At 67.5% G+C, this 15,388-nt stretch carries 17 protein-coding genes; 7 read left to right on the top strand and 10 right to left on the bottom strand.

The features are described 5' to 3' along the window. The first annotated feature begins 22 nt into the window (after positions 1-22). Complete coding sequence (gene hslV, locus VPH46_RS15535; RefSeq protein WP_229360589.1) at positions 23-571, top strand: ATP-dependent protease subunit HslV; 549 nt, start codon at positions 23-25, stop codon at positions 569-571. A 149-nt stretch (positions 572-720) separates the two neighbouring features. Beyond that, a complete protein-coding gene (gene hslU, locus VPH46_RS15540) occupies positions 721-2,016 on the top strand; it encodes an ATP-dependent protease ATPase subunit HslU (RefSeq protein WP_416612654.1) in 1,296 nt (431 codons plus the stop codon). Positions 2,017-2,051: 35 nt separating this feature from the next. On the opposite strand, the gene VPH46_RS15545 is transcribed toward hslU, so the two are convergent. From VPH46_RS15545 to VPH46_RS15555, 3 genes are read right to left on the bottom strand one after another with little or no spacing between them, the layout of a single operon-like run. Next, positions 2,052-2,456 (bottom strand): hypothetical protein, encoded by a 405-nt coding sequence (locus VPH46_RS15545; protein WP_125961615.1) that lies wholly within the window; start codon positions 2,454-2,456, stop codon positions 2,052-2,054. 40 nt (positions 2,457-2,496) lie between these two features. Further along, positions 2,497-3,243, bottom strand: coding sequence for a hydroxyacylglutathione hydrolase (gene gloB / locus VPH46_RS15550; protein ID WP_416612657.1), 747 nt, complete (start codon positions 3,241-3,243; stop codon positions 2,497-2,499). After that, the gene (locus VPH46_RS15555; RefSeq protein ID WP_416612659.1) at positions 3,243-3,680 is read right to left on the bottom strand and encodes a VOC family protein; all 438 of its coding nucleotides are present in this window, start codon (positions 3,678-3,680) and stop codon (positions 3,243-3,245) included. The genes gloB and VPH46_RS15555 overlap by 1 nt, the downstream gene beginning before the upstream one ends. Positions 3,681-3,766: 86 nt before the next feature. On the opposite strand from VPH46_RS15555, the gene VPH46_RS15560 reads away from it, so the two are divergent. Further along, positions 3,767-4,486: an SIMPL domain-containing protein gene (locus VPH46_RS15560; RefSeq protein WP_416612661.1), complete on the top strand. Its 720-nt coding sequence runs from the start codon at positions 3,767-3,769 to the stop codon at positions 4,484-4,486. On the opposite strand, the gene VPH46_RS15565 is transcribed toward VPH46_RS15560, so the two are convergent. Continuing rightward, entirely contained in the window at positions 4,474-5,238 is a 765-nt protein-coding gene (locus VPH46_RS15565; RefSeq protein ID WP_416612663.1) for a tetratricopeptide repeat protein, read from the bottom strand. The genes VPH46_RS15560 and VPH46_RS15565 overlap by 13 nt on opposite strands. After that, positions 5,238-5,963 carry an alpha/beta fold hydrolase gene (locus VPH46_RS15570; protein WP_416612665.1) on the bottom strand — a complete coding sequence of 242 codons (726 nt, stop codon included), beginning with the start codon at positions 5,961-5,963 and terminating at the stop codon, positions 5,238-5,240. The genes VPH46_RS15565 and VPH46_RS15570 overlap by 1 nt, the downstream gene beginning before the upstream one ends. Before the next feature lie 552 nt (positions 5,964-6,515). Here VPH46_RS15570 and VPH46_RS15575 point away from each other — a divergent pair. Beyond that, on the top strand, positions 6,516-7,028 hold the full coding sequence (locus VPH46_RS15575) for a hypothetical protein (protein ID WP_416612667.1): 513 nt from the start codon (positions 6,516-6,518) through the stop codon (positions 7,026-7,028). Between the two features lie 38 nt (positions 7,029-7,066). Here the strand turns inward: VPH46_RS15575 and VPH46_RS15580 are convergent, their stop codons facing one another. From VPH46_RS15580 to VPH46_RS15590, 3 genes are all read right to left on the bottom strand, one after another. Beyond that, positions 7,067-7,282 (bottom strand): helix-turn-helix transcriptional regulator, encoded by a 216-nt coding sequence (locus tag VPH46_RS15580; protein WP_416612669.1) that lies wholly within the window; start codon positions 7,280-7,282, stop codon positions 7,067-7,069. After that, a complete protein-coding gene (locus VPH46_RS15585) occupies positions 7,279-7,695 on the bottom strand; it encodes a hypothetical protein (RefSeq protein WP_416612671.1) in 417 nt (138 codons plus the stop codon). The genes VPH46_RS15580 and VPH46_RS15585 overlap by 4 nt, the downstream gene beginning before the upstream one ends. 80 nt (positions 7,696-7,775) lie before the next feature. Beyond that, positions 7,776-9,170 carry a glutamate ligase domain-containing protein gene (locus VPH46_RS15590; RefSeq protein ID WP_416612673.1) on the bottom strand — a complete coding sequence of 465 codons (1,395 nt, stop codon included), beginning with the start codon at positions 9,168-9,170 and terminating at the stop codon, positions 7,776-7,778. An 85-nt stretch (positions 9,171-9,255) separates the two neighbouring features. Between VPH46_RS15590 and VPH46_RS15595 the strand changes: the two genes are divergently transcribed. After that, positions 9,256-10,068, top strand: coding sequence for an LD-carboxypeptidase (locus tag VPH46_RS15595; protein ID WP_416612675.1), 813 nt, complete (start codon positions 9,256-9,258; stop codon positions 10,066-10,068). A gap of 250 nt (positions 10,069-10,318) precedes the next feature. Here VPH46_RS15595 and VPH46_RS15600 read toward each other — a convergent pair whose 3' ends face one another. Next, positions 10,319-11,386: an NAD(P)-dependent alcohol dehydrogenase gene (locus VPH46_RS15600; RefSeq protein ID WP_416612677.1), complete on the bottom strand. Its 1,068-nt coding sequence runs from the start codon at positions 11,384-11,386 to the stop codon at positions 10,319-10,321. A 172-nt stretch (positions 11,387-11,558) separates the two neighbouring features. Here VPH46_RS15600 and thrS point away from each other — a divergent pair, with 172 nt between their 5' ends. Both thrS and infC read left to right on the top strand, forming a co-directional pair. After that, entirely contained in the window at positions 11,559-13,571 is a 2,013-nt protein-coding gene (gene thrS, locus VPH46_RS15605; RefSeq protein WP_416612679.1) for a threonine--tRNA ligase, read from the top strand. 157 nt (positions 13,572-13,728) lie between these two features. Continuing rightward, the gene (gene infC, locus VPH46_RS15610) at positions 13,729-14,262 is read left to right on the top strand and encodes a translation initiation factor IF-3 (RefSeq protein ID WP_125961602.1); all 534 of its coding nucleotides are present in this window, start codon (positions 13,729-13,731) and stop codon (positions 14,260-14,262) included. Positions 14,263-14,572: 310 nt separating this feature from the next. Here infC and VPH46_RS15615 read toward each other — a convergent pair whose 3' ends face one another. Continuing rightward, the gene (locus VPH46_RS15615) at positions 14,573-15,106 is read right to left on the bottom strand and encodes a hypothetical protein (RefSeq protein ID WP_416612681.1); all 534 of its coding nucleotides are present in this window, start codon (positions 15,104-15,106) and stop codon (positions 14,573-14,575) included. Positions 15,107-15,388 lie beyond the last annotated feature (282 nt).

Below are 15,388 nucleotides of genomic sequence, written 5' to 3' on the forward strand. Positions count from 1 at the left end.
ACCCACCCCCCACATGCCGCCCATGAGCAAAGACATGGTGTGGCACGGCACCACAATCCTCTCCGTGCGCAAGAACGGCCGCGTCGTCATCGCAGGCGATGGCCAGGTATCCCAGGGCCCGACGGTGATGAAGCCGAACGCCCGAAAGGTGCGCCCGCTGGGCGACGGCAGCGTGATCGCGGGCTTCGCCGGTGCGACCGCCGACGCCTTCACCCTGTTCGAGCGGCTGGAAGCCAAGCTCGAGCGGCACCAGGGCCAGCTGCTGCGCGCGGCGGTCGAACTCGCCAAGGACTGGCGCACCGACAAGTTCCTGCGCAACCTGGAGGCGATGCTGATCGTCGCCGACAAGGAGGTGACGCTGGTGGTGACGGGCAACGGCGACGTGCTGGAGCCGGAAGGCGGCATCGCCGCGATCGGTTCGGGCGGCAACTTCGCCCTCGCCGCCGCCCGCGCGCTCGACGAGTATGAGCAGGATGCCGAGACGGTCTGCCGCAAGGCGATGAAGATCGCCGGCGAGCTGTGCGTCTACACCAACGACCGGCTGACCGTCGAAAGCCTGCCGACAGCGTAGCCCTTCTCCCCTCCCTGCAAGGGAGGGGCCGGGGGTGGGTACGAGCCAAAGGCGAGCCCCGCCCTCACCGACACCGCACCGGCCGGGGCATTTCCCTCCGGCGCACCAACCCACCCCCTCCCTTCAAGGAGGGGAAACGAAGCGAACCCATGAACGACAATCTCACCCCCAAGGCGATCGTCGCCGCGCTCGACGCGCACATCATCGGGCAAAAGGATGCCAAGCGCGCCGTCGCCGTAGCGATGCGCAACCGCTGGCGCCGCCAGCAGCTCGCACCCGAGCTGCGCGACGAGGTTTCCCCGAAGAACATCCTGATGATCGGCCCGACCGGCTGCGGCAAGACCGAGATCAGCCGCCGGCTGGCCAAGCTCGCCGACGCGCCCTTTGTAAAGGTCGAGGCGACCAAGTTCACCGAGGTCGGCTATGTCGGCCGCGACGTCGAGCAGATCGCCCGCGACCTCGTCGAGGAAGCGATCCGGCTTGAAAAGGAACGCCGCCGTCTGGCCGTGAAGGACAAGGCCGAGGAAGCCGCCATGTCCCGCCTGCTCGATGCCCTCACCGGCAAGGGCGCCAGCGAGGCGACCCGCGAGGCATTCCGCCAGCGCATGGCCGACGGGCACCTCAACGACAAGGAAATCGAGATCGAGCTGGAGGCGCAGCCCTCGATGCCGTTCGAGATCCCCGGCGGCGCGCCGCAGATGATCAACCTGTCCGAGATGATGGGCAAGGCGTTCGGCGGCGGTCAGATGAAGCGCCGCAAGCTGACTGTGCCGGCTGCCTGGGAGAAGCTGGTCGAGGAAGAGGCCGACAAGCGCCTCGACCAGGACGAGGTCAGCCGCACGGCGCTGGCCGATGCGGAAGCCAACGGCATCGTCTTCCTGGACGAGATCGACAAGATCGCGGTCTCGGACGTGCGCGGCGGCTCGGTCAGCCGTGAGGGCGTCCAGCGCGATCTCCTGCCGCTGATCGAGGGCACCACCGTCGCCACCAAGTACGGGCCGATGAAGACCGACCACATCCTCTTCATCGCCTCGGGCGCGTTCCATGTCGCCAAGCCCAGCGACCTGCTGCCCGAACTCCAGGGGCGCCTGCCGATCCGGGTGGAGCTCAAGGGCCTGACCGAAGACGACTTCGTCGCGATCCTGTCGGACACCACCGCGTCGCTGCCGCAGCAGTACAAGGCGCTGATCGGCACTGAGGGCGTGACCGTCGACTTCACCCCCGACGCCATCCGCGCGATCGCCCGCATCGCCGCCGAAGTGAACGGCGAGGTCGAGAACATCGGCGCCCGCCGCCTGCAGACGGTCATGGAAAAGTTGCTGGAGGAAGTGAGCTTCGACGCCGAGGATCGTCGCGGCGAGACGCTGGTGGTCGACGCCGCCTATGTCGACAAGCAGCTCGCCGGCGTCGCCCGCAACACCGACCTCAGCCGCTACGTGCTGTAGGCGGGGGCCGGTCCGCCTCCCCGGCGGACCGGCGCTCAGCGGTCCTTCTTATACTCGACGAACGGGCCGAAGCGGCAATAGGCGGAGGGGATGCCGCCCCCGCCGCGCTGCACCAGCCGGAAGCGGTCGTTGCGGCAGATGCGCGATCCATAGAGCTCCGCCACCACGACCTGGTCGCCGCGGAAGCCCGGGCAGTTGGGCGCCACCACGTTGCGGTACAGCGTGCCCCGGCTGGGGCGGTAGAGCAGCGAGTCGCCGACCAGCTGCGGCCCTCCCGCAAAGGTCGGGTCGATGCAGTCGAGCGTGCGTCCAGGCGTATAGCCTTCCAGCGCCTCGGCCAGTTCCCTGTCACTCGCCGCTTGGCGCTTCGCCTCGTCCGCGGCGGTGGCGCAGCCTCCCAGCAACGCGGTCGCTGCCAGCATCAACGTCCAACGGGTCATGCCCTGTCTCCTCTCCGCCCGGGCGCGAGTCTCCGGCGCGCTATCCGCGGAAGCTGTCCTTGGCCTGCCGGCGCTCGGCAAGCTCCTCGGGCGAGGACGCACGCAGGAAGGGATTGGTTGCACGCTCCAGGCCGATGGTCGTCGGCACCGTCGGCGCGCCCGCCGCACGCAGCCGGTCGACCTCCACCATCCGCTCCGCGACGGCGGCGTTGTCCGGCTCCGCTGCCAGCGCATAGCGGCCGTTCGACTGGGTATATTCGTGCCCACAGAACACCTGCGTGGCGTCCGGCAGCGCCTCGAACCGGCGCATGGCGGCATACATCTGCGCCGCCGTCCCCTCGAACAGCCGCCCCGCCCCCATCGCGAACAGCATGTCGCCGCTGAACAGCAGCGCATCCTCGGCAAAGTGGAAGGCGATGTGCCCCGCGGTATGCGCCGGCACCTCCAGCACGGTCGCGACATGGTCGCCGATCCGCAGCGTGTCGCCCTCGCGAAGCCCATGGTCGAGCGTCGGAATCTTGGCTGCCTCCGCCGCTGGCGCGAACACCGGCACGCCGGTCGCCTCCTTCAGCCCGGCGTTCCCGCCGGTATGGTCGCCATGCCAGTGGGTGTTCCAGATCGCCGTGAGCGTCCACCCGCGTTCGGCGAGTGCGGCAAGGACGGGCGGCGCCTCCGCCGGGTCGACCACCACCATCTCGCCAGAGGCGGGATCGTGGAGCAGCCAGACATAATTGTCCGACAGCGCCGGCAGCCGGACGACCTCGATCGGAGACGCCGCCCCGGCCATTACCAGCGGCCCGTGTTCGGCATAGACACCCAGGGCTCCGCCGGCGGCAGCGGGTCGCCCGCCTGCAGCAGCTCGATCGAGATGTTGTCGGGGGTGCGGATGAAGGCCATGTTGCCGTCCCGCGGCGGGCGGTTGATCGTCACGCCCGAGTCCATTAGCCGCTGGCACGTCTCGTAGATGTTCTCCACGCGATAGGCGAGGTGGCCGAAGTTGCGGCCCTCGCCATATTCCTCGGGATCCCAGTTGTAGGTCAGCTCCACCTCCGCCTCGGCGCGCTTGCCCGGGCCGTTGCTGTCCTCGTCGGCGGCCAGGAAGATCAGCGTGAAGCGGCCCTGCTCGTTCTCAATGCGCCGGGTTTCGGTGAGCCCCAGCACGTTGAAGAAGCGGATCGTCGCCTCCGGATCGGTCACGCGGATCATGGTGTGCAGATACTTCATTGGCAGGAGCTTCCCGTTCGTCATCAGCAGTTGTGCATCGTGCCGCCGGCACGATAGGCTTCGGCTATATGGGGGAGGAACGCGCAATGGAAACCGGCAGGACCCAGGATCGCGGCACGGCGCTGCTCATCGTAGCAGCAATCCTGGCATTGGGCATGATCCTGGGCGGCTATCTGCTCGGCAACGGGCTGGTGCGCGCGCACCATGCCGACCGATCGGTGACGGTCCGCGGCCTCGCCGAGCGCAACGTCACCGCCGACCTGGCGGTGTGGACGCTCAACTATTCCAAGCAGGGCCTCGACCTTGCCGAGGTGCAGGCGGACATCGACCGCGACACCCAGAGCATCCGCCGCTTCTTCGCGAGCCTGGGCTTCCACGCCGAGGCGCTCGCCCCCGCGGGCGCCGGCGTCAGCCAGTCCTACATGAACGGCGTGCAGACGGTGACGGTCAGCCAGCGGCTGCAACTGCGCACCACCGATATCGCTCGCGCGCGCCGGGCGGTCGCCCGCCAGTTCGATCTCGTGCGCCAGGGCGTCGTCCTCCAGGAAGGCTCCGGCATCAGCTACAGCTTCACCAAGCTCAACGACATCAAGCCGGCGATGGTGGCCGAGGCGACCCGCGACGCCCGCGCCGCCGCCGAGCAGTTCGCCAAGGACAGCGACACCGGCGTCGGCGGCATCAAGAGCGCGACCCAGGGCTATTTCTCGGTCGAGGCGCGCGACGGCGAGCAGGCGGGCTATGGCGTTGCCGATACGCCCTTCAAGAAGGTACGCGTCGTCACCACGGTCGACTTCTACCTCGACTGAGCGCCGCCACCCAGGGCCGCCAGGGCATCGGCCGCCGCCTGGGCGGGGCCGGTGCCGGGCGCGACCCGCACCGCGGCCTCCCAGGCGTTGCGTGCGGCCGCTTCATTGCCCTCCACGGCCGCGATGTTGCCTGCCTCCAGCTGGACCGAGGCGTCATCCGGCGAGAGCGCCAGCGCGCGGCCGATGTCCTTGCGCGCGCGCAGCAGGTCGCCCGTCCGGCGCGCCAGCGTCGCCGACAGCAGCCAGGCGAGCGGATCGTCGCCGGCCAGCGCCAGCGCGCGATCGAGATCGGCCCGCGCCTCGCCCTGCCGGCCCGCCGCGACCAGCGTACGCGCGCGGTCGAGATGCGCCTCCCCCAGGTCCAGGCCGCTGAGCGTGCCGCCGATCAGCGCCGCATCGAGCGCCACCTGCGCCTTGGCAGGGTCGCCCGCCGCCAGCCAGGCATTGCCCGCCTGCGCCCAGAAGCTGCCCGAGCGCGGGTCCCTGGCCACATCCGCCGCACGCGCCGCGCCCTCGAAGGCGGCCGCCGCCGCGTCCCATCGCTGCTGCGTGGTATGGGCGATCCCCAGGCATTGCTGGGCGAGAAAGCCGCCGCCCGCCTGCTGCCACGCCGTGGCCCCGCGCACGGCCGCGGCGGGATCGCGCCGGGCCTGGTCGATGCACTCGGCATAGCGATCGCCACGCCGGGGCGTCGGCGGGCCCGCGGCCGGAGCGGGTGCGGTCTGGGCGAGGAGCAGCAGCGGCAGGAGCATCAGCGGATCACATCTTCGATCGCGCGCAGGATCAGGGCGATGTCCTGCGGGCGGGACAGGCGGTGGTCGCCATCCTTGACGAGCAGCGTCTGCACGTCGGCTGAACGCAACAGGGTGGCGAGGTGCACGGTGCGTTCGAACGGCACGTCCTTGTCCTGCTGGCCCTGGATCAGCCGCACCGGCACGTCGACGGGCACGATGCCGTGCATCAGCCGGTTGGCCTCGCCCGAGTTCCAGAAGGCGCGGGTGGTGACGGTCGGCTGGTCCGAATAGGGCGAGGGCTTTTCCAGCCTCCCTTCCGTCAGCATCGTCATCTTCTCCTCAGGGGTGAAGCCCCAGTCGGTGAAGTCGGGCGCGGGCGCGATGCCGACCAGCCCGACGACTCGCTCCGGCCGGTCGCGTGCGGCGAGCAGCATGATCCACCCGCCCATCGACGAGCCGACCAGCACCACCGGGCCTTCCACCGCATGGTCGATGATCGCCAGCGCATCGTCGCGCCACAGCGCCAGCGTCTGCTCCTCGAACGCGCCGGGACTCTGCCCGCAGCCGCCATAGTCGAAGCGGATAAACGCCCTCCCTTGCGCCTTGGCCCAGGCCTCGATCGCCAGCGCCTTGCTGCCGGTCATGTCGGACGCATAGCCCGGCAGGAAGACGATCGTCGGCCCCTTACCGGCCGTGTGGTGAAAGGCGAGCGGACGCTCACCGGCAGGAGCAGCTTCAGTCATGATGCACCGCGGAAGTTGAGGAAGTTGAGGCTCGAAATAGGATCGCCCCGGCCGTGTCCGGAAGCGCGCAACGCGGCGGCCGGGGAGCGGCGGAAGAGGCGAAGGAATGCCATCGCCACCCCATGCCACGGCGGGAGGGTTGTAGGACAGCCCTTGTGCATGGGGGAGTGCGAGCGGGAGACGCTGAGCGCGCGCAAGCGTGCGTGTTCGACCCGTCCCATTTGGACGGTCAGGCTCCGCCACCCGGATACAACCCTCCCGTACCGGCCTTCACCGGGATGACGAAGAAAACCGGACGGCAGCTGACGCCCGCTTGTTTCTCGCTGGCCTCCGCCAAAAGTAGCTGATGTTGACGCCGCTATAGAAGCGCGTCGGAGCGGCGGTAACACGAAACTGCCTTGCGGAGCGGCCGTTCCGCATCCCACCTACCATCCGCCTGCAAAGCCATCGGACATCTAGCGACAATGCGCACCAAGCGGGACATGACCACGAGCGAGCGGCGGCAGACGGGGCGCGGTTGCGGATGTTCGCGCTTCATGTCACGCTTGATCAATGGCACGCTTGCGGCTCCTGCTCCCCCTGCTCGCTGTGACACTTGGCAGTTGTTCTTACGTTTACGATTTGAAGGCCGTCGTCATTGGGGGACGGCTTGCCTTCGTTGTCGATCCCAAGTCGCGAAACGATGCATCGTGCCTCAATGCGATCGACGTGATCGCATCGGGTGAAGTAAAAGCAAAGGCAGCGCCCGGCGATGATGTAAGCCGCGTCAGATACGGCACGTTCTGGCATGAAAGGCTTGATTACGGCTGCGCCGACAAGTTTCCGATCTTTTACGGGCAGCGGTTCAAGGGCAAGCGCGGCCCATCAGGCCAAGCGATCAAGGTTGTTGCTGCGAAGCCGCTCAGGATTGGCATCGTGTACGAAGTGTCAACTACCACCGGGACAGGGGGGTATGGTGGTGGAGCCTTCAAGATAATGCCTGATCATACCGTGTCGAATCTGCCCCGGACATCAATGGTCGATTCCGATGACGCGGTGAACTCTGCGATAGCGAACGGGAGCTAACCACTTACGGTCATGAAATCACACGGCCGTGCTAGCGTTCAGTCCGCCTCCGCCGTTTCCAGCGCAGGGTTCACGAAGATCTGCTCGATCGAAAGCTCGAACAGGTCTGCGATGCGGAAGGCGAGCGGGAGCGAGGGGTCGTAGCGGCCGGTCTCGATCGCGTTGACGCTCTGGCGGGAAACCTCCAGCCGCTCGGCCAGGTCGCCCTGGCTCCAGCCGCGCTCGGCGCGCAGCACGCGCAGGCGGTTCTTCATGCAGGCTGGCCCGCAAAACGGTCGCGCAGGCCGAGGAAACATTGTGCGGCACCCCAGCTGAAGCACCAGATGGGGAACACCCACAACCGCGGCATCGGGTCGATCGCACCGCTACCCGACAGGAAGTTGTACACCGTGCCCGCGCCAAGCAGCACGCCGGTGCCGAACAACATGCAGGTCACAATGCGCTGGCGCAGGAATTCGTCGCGCTCCTCGACCAGATAGCGGCCGATGATCGCGATGAGGGCGAGGATGGGCAGCGCCGGCACGATCGACAACGCGATCAGCGTCCCGCCCTGCGGGTGATAGCTATGGTCGATCCAGTTCGCGCCGAACAGTGCGAGGACATAGACTCCGAACGCCCAAAGCAAGCGGCGGGTGTAGCGCTTCACGGCCGGAGTGGACGACGTCATGACAAAGCTCCCTTTCAGTTTGTAAAGGGAACCTGACACCGCCTCACGAACGTGTCAACCATACTTGTCATTCCGACAAGTCAGCTTTTCAGCCAAGCCACCATGTCCGCGGCCAGCAGGCTGAGCGTGTCGTCGCGCGCGCCCATGATGACGATGCGGTCGCCGGGGCTGGCCTCCGCCACTAAATGCGCGGCGGCGGCCACGCGGTCGGGGATGTGGCGGGCGTCGATGCCGGCAACGGCCAGGTCGGCGGCGATGTCGGCGCTGGTCACCTCTCGCGCGACGGTGCCGCCCTGGTAGACGGGGTCCGGCAGCACGAGGCGGTCGCCGGGGGCGAGCTTGGCGAGGAACATCGCCAGCAGTTCGCGCCGCATCACCTTCAACGGGCCATAGCCGTGCGGCTGGAACAGCAGCAGCAGCCGGCCGGGGAAGTCATGGAGCGTGTCGAGCGTGGCGCCGATCTTGTCGGGATTGTGGCCGAAGTCGTCGAGGACCGCGACGCCGTTCGCCTCCCCCACCAACTCGAAGCGGCGCTTGAGGCCGGCGAAGCCCTCGATCGCCTGCGCGGCTTCGTCGCGGTCGATACCCGCGGCCACCGCCGCACCGATCGCGGCGAGCGCGTTGGCGACATTGTGGCGGCCGGGCACCCCCAGCCGCACCCGGCGGCGGGTGCCGTCCGCGACGAGGTCGAAGGCGATGCCGAAGGGCTCGGGCGCGAGCGCCTCAGCCGACAGATCAGCCGGGGCCTCGACCGCGAAGCTCAGCAGCTTGGCTGGCGGGATTGCGGCCGCGAGCGCGGCCGACTCCGCGTCGCCGACGTTGACCACCGCCGTCTGCGCACGATCGGCAAAGCCGCCGAACAGCGTGCGCAGCTCCTCCAGCGTCTTGTGATCGAGGCTGACGTTGTTGAGCACCGCCACGCGCGGGCGATAAAAGGCGATCGAGCCGTCGCTCTCGTCCACTTCGCTCACGAAGGCATCGCCCTCGCCCACCAGCGCGCTGGCGAACGGCGCCTCAGGGCGCACGAAATTCTTCATCACCGCGCCGTTCATCACCGTGGGGTCGCGGCGGCACGCGTGGAGGATCCAGGCGATCATGCCGGTGACGGTCGACTTGCCGCTGGTGCCCGCGATACCGATGCCGAGCGGGCTGGCGTTGAACAGCTCGGCCAGCAGCTGCGGGCGGGTCATCCGCGGGGCGCCCACCCGGCCGGCCGCCACCATGTCGGCGACCGTCGCCTCGACGGCTGCGGAGGCGACCACCGTCTGGTCGGCCGAGGTGATGCCGCTGCCGTCCTGCGGGAACAGCGCGATTCCCTGCCGCCGCAGGGCCGCGAACTTGGGGCCAAGCGCCGGGTTGTCGAGCGCCCGGTCGGAGCCTGCGACGGCGGCACCCCGCCGCGCGAGGATGGTCGCGAGCGGGAGCATGCCGCTGCCGCCGATGCCGACGAGGAAGAAGGATTTGCCGTGTTCCATTTCCCCGCGCTATCGGCGGGGCGGCCGGGGGGCAAGCCGCTGGCGCGTCGCCGGCGGGCAGGCCGGCCTATGCGAAAGGCAGTTCATGCGCATCGGTATCGTCGCCCCCGCCCGTGCGATCACGCCGGAGGCCGCCGCGCGGGTGCAGGCGTTCGCGGCGATCACCTTCCCCCAGGTCGACGTGATCGTGCATCCGCAATGCTTCCTGGACGCCGGGCATTTCGCCGGCACCGATGCCGAGCGGGCGGCGGCGTTCCTCGAGTTCGCCAACGATGCGGCGTTCGATGCGATCTGGTTCGCGCGTGGCGGCTATGGGTCGAACCGGATCCTCGGCACGGTGCTGCCGCAGCTCAATCGGGCGGCGGCTGCCAAGACCTACCTCGGCTATTCGGACATGGGGTTCCTGCTGGGCGCGCTGTACGCGCGGCGGATCGGGCGGCAGGTGCATGGGCCGATGCCGATCGACGTGGGCCGCTCCGATGGCGGCGCCTCGGTCGGGCGCGCGCTCGCGTGGCTGGTGAACCGCGACGCCCATGTGCTGGAGCCGAACCTGGACGGGCGCCCGGCGGCGGCGTTCAACCTCGCCATCCTGGAGGCGCTGGTGGGCACGCCCTGGCTGCCCGACCTCACCGACCATGTCCTCTATGTCGAGGAAGTGTCGGAGGCGATCTACCGCATCGACCGGATGATGTTCACCGTGGGCAACGCCACCCAGCTGCACGGGCTCGCCGGCATCCGGCTGGGCCAGGTCACCGACGTGCCGGAGAACGGCGAGTTCGGCGAGCCGCTGGAAGCGATCATGACCCGCTGGGCGGGCGTGCTGGGCGTGCCCTATCTGGGGCGGGCCGAGATCGGCCATGCGGCCGGCAACATGGTGGTGCCGTTCGGGGCGGGTTGAAGGGGCGTTCATCCCACGCCTTTTGCCCTGCATCCCTCCCCATTTGTGCCGAGTAGAGATCGAGTAGCTGCGAAGCAGCGTATCGAGAGCTCGTATCGAGGTACGGCCCCAAACAACCCTCCCTCGATACGCCTTCTCGATACGCTCCTGCCGGAGCTACTCGATGGCTACTCGGGATGAACGGTGTTGATGAAAGCGGACGGGGCTGGAGAAGCGGGCGAGGTGCGCTCGGCACCCCGCCCTCCCCCGATCACGCCGCCTGCTTGAGCGACTCCATGTCGATCACGAAGCGGTACTTCACGTCGCTCTTCACCATCCGCTCATAGGCGGTGTTGATGTCCTGGATGTCGATCATTTCGATATCGGCGGTCAGGCCGTGCTCGGCGCAGAAGTCGAGCATCTCCTGCGTCTCGGCGATGCCGCCGATCAGCGAGCCGGCGAGCGAGCGGCGGCGGAACACGAGGTTGCCGACCGACGGCGAGGGATGCGGCTCTTCCGGCACGCCCACCAGCGTCATGGTGCCGTCGCGCTTCAGCAGCGTCAGGAACTGGTCGAGGTTGTGGCTCGCCGCGACGGTGTTCAGGATGAAGTCGAAGCTGCCGGCGTGCTCGGCCATGGCGTCGGCGTCCTTGGACACGATCAGGTCCCGGGCGCCCAGGCGCTTGGCGTCTTCGCGCTTGTTGGGCGAGGTGCTGAACACATAGACGTCGGCGCCCATCGCCGCGGCGATCTTCACGCCCATGTGGCCGAGGCCACCGAGGCCGACGATGCCGACCTTCTGGCCGGGTCCGACCTTCCAGTGCTTGAGCGGCGAATAGGTGGTGATGCCCGCGCACAGCAGCGGCGCGACCGCCGCCAGGTCGCCGGCCTCGTGGCCGACCTTCAGCACGAAGCCCTCGTCGACGACGATATGGTCCGAATAGCCGCCAAAGGTGTGGCCGCCCAGCACCGGATCGGGGCCGTTGTAGGTGCCGACGAAGCCGGTCGTCTCGCAATATTGCTCCTCGCCCTCGCGGCAGGAGTGGCACTCGCCGCAGCTGTCGACCATGCAGCCGACGCCGGCGATGTCGCCGACCTGGAACTTGGTGACGTCGCTGCCCACGGCCGTCACGCGGCCGACGATCTCATGGCCCGGAACGCACGGGTAGAGCGTGCCTTCCCACTCGCCGCGGGCGGTGTGGAGATCGGAGTGGCAGACGCCGCAGAACAGGATGTCCATGGCCACGTCGCGCGGGCCGGGATCGCGGCGCTCGAAGCTGAACGGGGCCAGCGGGGACTCGGGGCTCTGCGCCGCAAAGGCATTGGCGTTGCTGGGCATGGAGGTTCCTTGCAGTTCGAGAAATTCGGGTGCGGGAGGGCCGCACCGCGCCCATATGGGGCGCGCGCTGCCGTGTTCCACCCGCATAGGTGACCAACGCGCACGACTTGTCTAAAGGACCCCTGCCACGACATTGGCCGTGGTTCCTCCAATCAGCCGAGAAGTGATCCCCATGTCCGCATTGTTCCGCATCACGCTGCCCGACGGTTCCGTCCGCGAGGTAGCGCCGGGGACTACCCCCGCGGACATCGCGCAGGCGATCGGGCCGGGGCTGCGCAAGGCGGCGATCGCCGCGCGCGTCAACGGCGAGCTGCGCGACCTGCAGCGCCCGTTCGAGGGCGACGCGAACCTCGCGCTGCTGACGAGCAAGGACGAGGCCGACGCGCTGGAGCTCGCCCGCCACGACTATGCGCACGTGCTGGCCGAGGCGGTGCAGAACCTGTTCCCGGGCACGCAGATCACCTTCGGCCCCGCGACCGACGACGGCTTCTACTACGACTTCGCGCCCAAGGACCGGCCCTTCACCGAGGAGGACCTGCCCGCGATCGAGGAGGAGATGCGCCGCGTCATCGCCCAGAACGAGCCGCTGATCCGCGAGGTATGGACTCGCGAGGCGCTGATCGCGCGCTGGCGCGAAAAGGGCGAGACCTTCAAGGCCGAATGGGCCGCGGAGCTTCCCGATGGCGAGGAGCTGACCGTCTATCGCGCCGGCAAGGCCGAGGACGCCTGGCTCGACATGTGCCGCGGGCCGCACCTGGAATCGACCGGCAAGCTCGACCCGCAGGCGTTCAAGCTGACGCGGGTCTCGGGCGCCTATTGGCGCGGCGACCAGAAGAACGCGATGCTGAGCCGCATCTACGGCACCGGCTGGCTCAACAAGAAGCAGCTCGACCAGCACCTCACCCGGCTGGAGGAAGCGGCCAAGCGCGACCACCGCAAGATCGGCGCGGAGATGGACCTGTTCCACCTCCAGTCGGAAGCGCAGGGCTCCGTCTTCTGGCACCCCAAGGGCTATATCATGTGGCGCCAGCTGGAGGCCTACATGCGCCGCCGGCTGGATGCGGCCGGCTATGACGAGGTCAAGACGCCGCAGCTGATGGACGCGCGCCAGTGGGAGCAGTCCGGCCACTGGGGCAAGTATCGCGAGAACATGTTCGTCGTCCCCGACGAGGTGCCCAACACCGAGGACGAGGGCGCGGTGATCTCCGGCGACGCCGACCTGATGGCGTTGAAGCCGATGAACTGCCCGGCGCACGTGCTGATCTTCCGCCAGGGGATCAAGTCGTACCGCGACCTGCCCATCCGCATGGCCGAGTTCGGCTGCTGCCACCGCAACGAGCCGCACGGCGCGCTGCACGGCATCATGCGCGTGCGCCAGTTCACGCAGGACGACGCGCACATCTTCGTGCGCGAGGACCAGCTGGTCGATGAGGTCCGCAAGTTCTGCGAGCTGCTCGACAGCGTCTACCGCGACCTGGGCTTCGAGGATTACGCCGTGAAGCTGGCGCTGCGCCCGGAAAAGCGCTTCGGCAGCGACGCAATGTGGGACCTGGCCGAGGACGAGCTGCGCCGCGCGGTGCTCGAGTCGGGGCTCTCGGACACCATCAAGGCGAACTTCGAGGAGTTGGAAGGCGAAGGCGCCTTCTACGCCCCCAAGCTGGAGTTCCACCTGACCGACGCGATCGGCCGCACCTGGCAGGTCGGCACCATCCAGTCGGACCGCGTGCTGCCCGAGCGACTCGACGCGAGCTATGTCGGCGAGGACGGCAACCGCCACCGCCCCGTCATGCTCCACCGCGCGATCCTGGGTACGTTCGAGCGGTTCCTGGGCATCCTGATCGAGCATCACGCCGGCCGCTTCCCGCTGTGGCTGGCGCCGGTGCAGGCGGTGGTCGCGACCATCGTGTCGGACGCCGACGACTATGCGCAGCAGGTGGTGGAGAAGCTCAAGGCCGCCGGCTTGCGAGTCGAGACCGACCGTCGCAACGAGAAGATCAACTACAAGGTGCGCGAGCATTCGCTGGCCAAGGTCCCCAACCTGCTGGTGGTGGGCAAGCGCGAGGCCGAGGAAGGCACCGTCGCGCTGCGCCGCCTGGGCAGCCAGGGGCAGCAGATGCTGACGCTCGACGAGGCGGTGGCGATGCTGACGGCTGAGGCGGTCGCCCCCGATCTGCGCCGCAACTGACCGCGAGGCCGCGTCCAACGGCGCTGCCAGGGTTCTTTCGCGCGGGATTCGGCTCCTTTTGGAGCGAGTTCCGCGCGACTGAACTTTTCATGGGCGCCTACGTCCACTACATAGAGACTCGAAACAACCTCAAGGAGCTACACCTATCCGTCCGCCCATGATGCGCCGTCCCATGGCGCCCCCGCCGATGAACGGCCCGCGTTTCAACGAATTCATCCAGTCGCCCAAGGTCCGCGTGATCGACCAGGACGGCGAGAATCTGGGTGTGATGTACACGCGGGAGGCGATCGAGCAGGCCGCGGAGGTCGGGCTCGACCTGGTCGAGGTGTCGCCCAACGCGGACCCGCCCGTCGCCAAGTTCCTGGACGTCGGCAAGTTCAAGTACGAGGCGCAGAAGAAGGCGAACATCGCCCGCAAGACCCAGAAGACGCAGGAGATCAAGGAGATCAAAATGCGTCCGAACATCGACGATCATGACTATGATACGAAGATGAAGAAGATCCACGACTTCCTGGGCGAAGGCGACAAGGTCAAGGTCACGCTGCGCTTCCGCGGCCGCGAGCTCTCGCACGGCCAGCTCGGCATGCAGCTGCTCCAGCGCGTGCAGCAGGACGTGATCGAGATCGGCAAGGTCGAAGCCTATCCGCGCATGGAAGGCCGCCAGATGCTGATGGTGCTCGCACCGAAGTAAGCACGGGCCTTTCCGGCAAGAACGACCAAGCGGGCGGCGGTTTCGTCGCCCGTTTTCGTTTGTGCGGGGGGTGGGTGCCGGCGCGTCCCTTCCCTGTCATCCTGACGGAAGTCAGGATCCATTGCCGCTACCGCTGGAGGCGCAGGCGTTGCGCATCTGGATGTGACCTGCGTCAGCATGACGATGGGGGCAGATGGCGCGCGTCCTAACGTATCTGTGCTCCTGCGCAGGCAGGAGCACAGGGTTCCAGCCACCCCGGCCAGCCGATGACCAGACAAGGTGAACGGCAGCTTCCGCCTATTAGCGGACCTCACCCGGCAGGCTTGCGATCGTATTTCGAAGCGGCAGATGGATCAAGGCGATATCCGGTCGGCGTCTTCACAAGATCGCGGTGCAGAGGAATAGTTTTACCGTCAATAATCGGAAGAGATAACGTGTTGGGCCACCTCGCTTTGATCGCGCGCATTACTCGAACCCTAAAACGTCTGGCCCGTGTCTCATCTACCCCTCGCGCGAACATGATCCAAATCAGACCAAGATGATCGGCCTGATCCATAATTACGGCCCAATTCTCTTTGTCATCTGATCCTCGCCAGACGGCAGCGTGAACACTCATTTTGGCTTGCGGCATTGCAGCCCCTATGTCCCGCAAGTCGTTGTCCGTAGCGGCGTCTATGTGCGCACCTTCCGCTTGTGCCGCACTACGCAGGACAGCCAGCAACGCTGCGCGGTCCTTGGCCCCCGCGAGTGGGACCTCAAAGGCACCAACAGTATCATTACTGACCGACTGAGTGGCCGTGCCGCACGAGGCGCCCGCAAGCAGGATCGCAAGAAGAGCCAACATCCGCATTGTCGCAAGGTATCGCGGCGCCCTTTCCCGTCAACGTCCGCTTCCCACCACGTCCTGCCATTCGACAGCGCGTGCGGGCAAATGGCACGACTCTCCCTGCACCTTCACATCTCACTCGGCGCCTTGACTGAGTACGACAGTACAGCGGATTAGAGCATTTTCCGATCAGTCTGCATCGTAGCCGGCGTTGGCGAAGTAGTTGGCGCACTCCTGTGGTGAGTAGAGGTCGAGGATGCGGCCGATGGCGTTCCACAGGCCGTGGATAGTGCGTTCGGC

This window comes from Sphingomonas sp. MJ1 (PH-R8) (assembly GCF_048058635.1).
GTDB lineage: Bacteria > Pseudomonadota > Alphaproteobacteria > Sphingomonadales > Sphingomonadaceae > Sphingomonas.

Coding starts and splice junctions, on each gene's coding strand:
- hslV (WP_229360589.1), top strand. CDS start 23: ATGAGCAAAGACATGGTGTGGCACGGCACCACAATCCTCTCCGTGCGC.
- hslU (WP_416612654.1), top strand. CDS start 721: ATGAACGACAATCTCACCCCCAAGGCGATCGTCGCCGCGCTCGACGCG.
- VPH46_RS15545 (WP_125961615.1), bottom strand. CDS start 2,456: ATGACCCGTTGGACGTTGATGCTGGCAGCGACCGCGTTGCTGGGAGGC.
- gloB (WP_416612657.1), bottom strand. CDS start 3,243: ATGGCCGGGGCGGCGTCTCCGATCGAGGTCGTCCGGCTGCCGGCGCTG.
- VPH46_RS15555 (WP_416612659.1), bottom strand. CDS start 3,680: ATGAAGTATCTGCACACCATGATCCGCGTGACCGATCCGGAGGCGACG.
- VPH46_RS15560 (WP_416612661.1), top strand. CDS start 3,767: ATGGAAACCGGCAGGACCCAGGATCGCGGCACGGCGCTGCTCATCGTA.
- VPH46_RS15565 (WP_416612663.1), bottom strand. CDS start 5,238: ATGCTCCTGCCGCTGCTGCTCCTCGCCCAGACCGCACCCGCTCCGGCC.
- VPH46_RS15570 (WP_416612665.1), bottom strand. CDS start 5,963: ATGACTGAAGCTGCTCCTGCCGGTGAGCGTCCGCTCGCCTTTCACCAC.
- VPH46_RS15575 (WP_416612667.1), top strand. CDS start 6,516: ATGGCACGCTTGCGGCTCCTGCTCCCCCTGCTCGCTGTGACACTTGGC.
- VPH46_RS15580 (WP_416612669.1), bottom strand. CDS start 7,282: ATGAAGAACCGCCTGCGCGTGCTGCGCGCCGAGCGCGGCTGGAGCCAG.
- VPH46_RS15585 (WP_416612671.1), bottom strand. CDS start 7,695: ATGACGTCGTCCACTCCGGCCGTGAAGCGCTACACCCGCCGCTTGCTT.
- VPH46_RS15590 (WP_416612673.1), bottom strand. CDS start 9,170: ATGGAACACGGCAAATCCTTCTTCCTCGTCGGCATCGGCGGCAGCGGC.
- VPH46_RS15595 (WP_416612675.1), top strand. CDS start 9,256: ATGCGCATCGGTATCGTCGCCCCCGCCCGTGCGATCACGCCGGAGGCC.
- VPH46_RS15600 (WP_416612677.1), bottom strand. CDS start 11,386: ATGCCCAGCAACGCCAATGCCTTTGCGGCGCAGAGCCCCGAGTCCCCG.
- thrS (WP_416612679.1), top strand. CDS start 11,559: ATGTCCGCATTGTTCCGCATCACGCTGCCCGACGGTTCCGTCCGCGAG.
- infC (WP_125961602.1), top strand. CDS start 13,729: ATGATGCGCCGTCCCATGGCGCCCCCGCCGATGAACGGCCCGCGTTTC.
- VPH46_RS15615 (WP_416612681.1), bottom strand. CDS start 15,106: ATGTTGGCTCTTCTTGCGATCCTGCTTGCGGGCGCCTCGTGCGGCACG.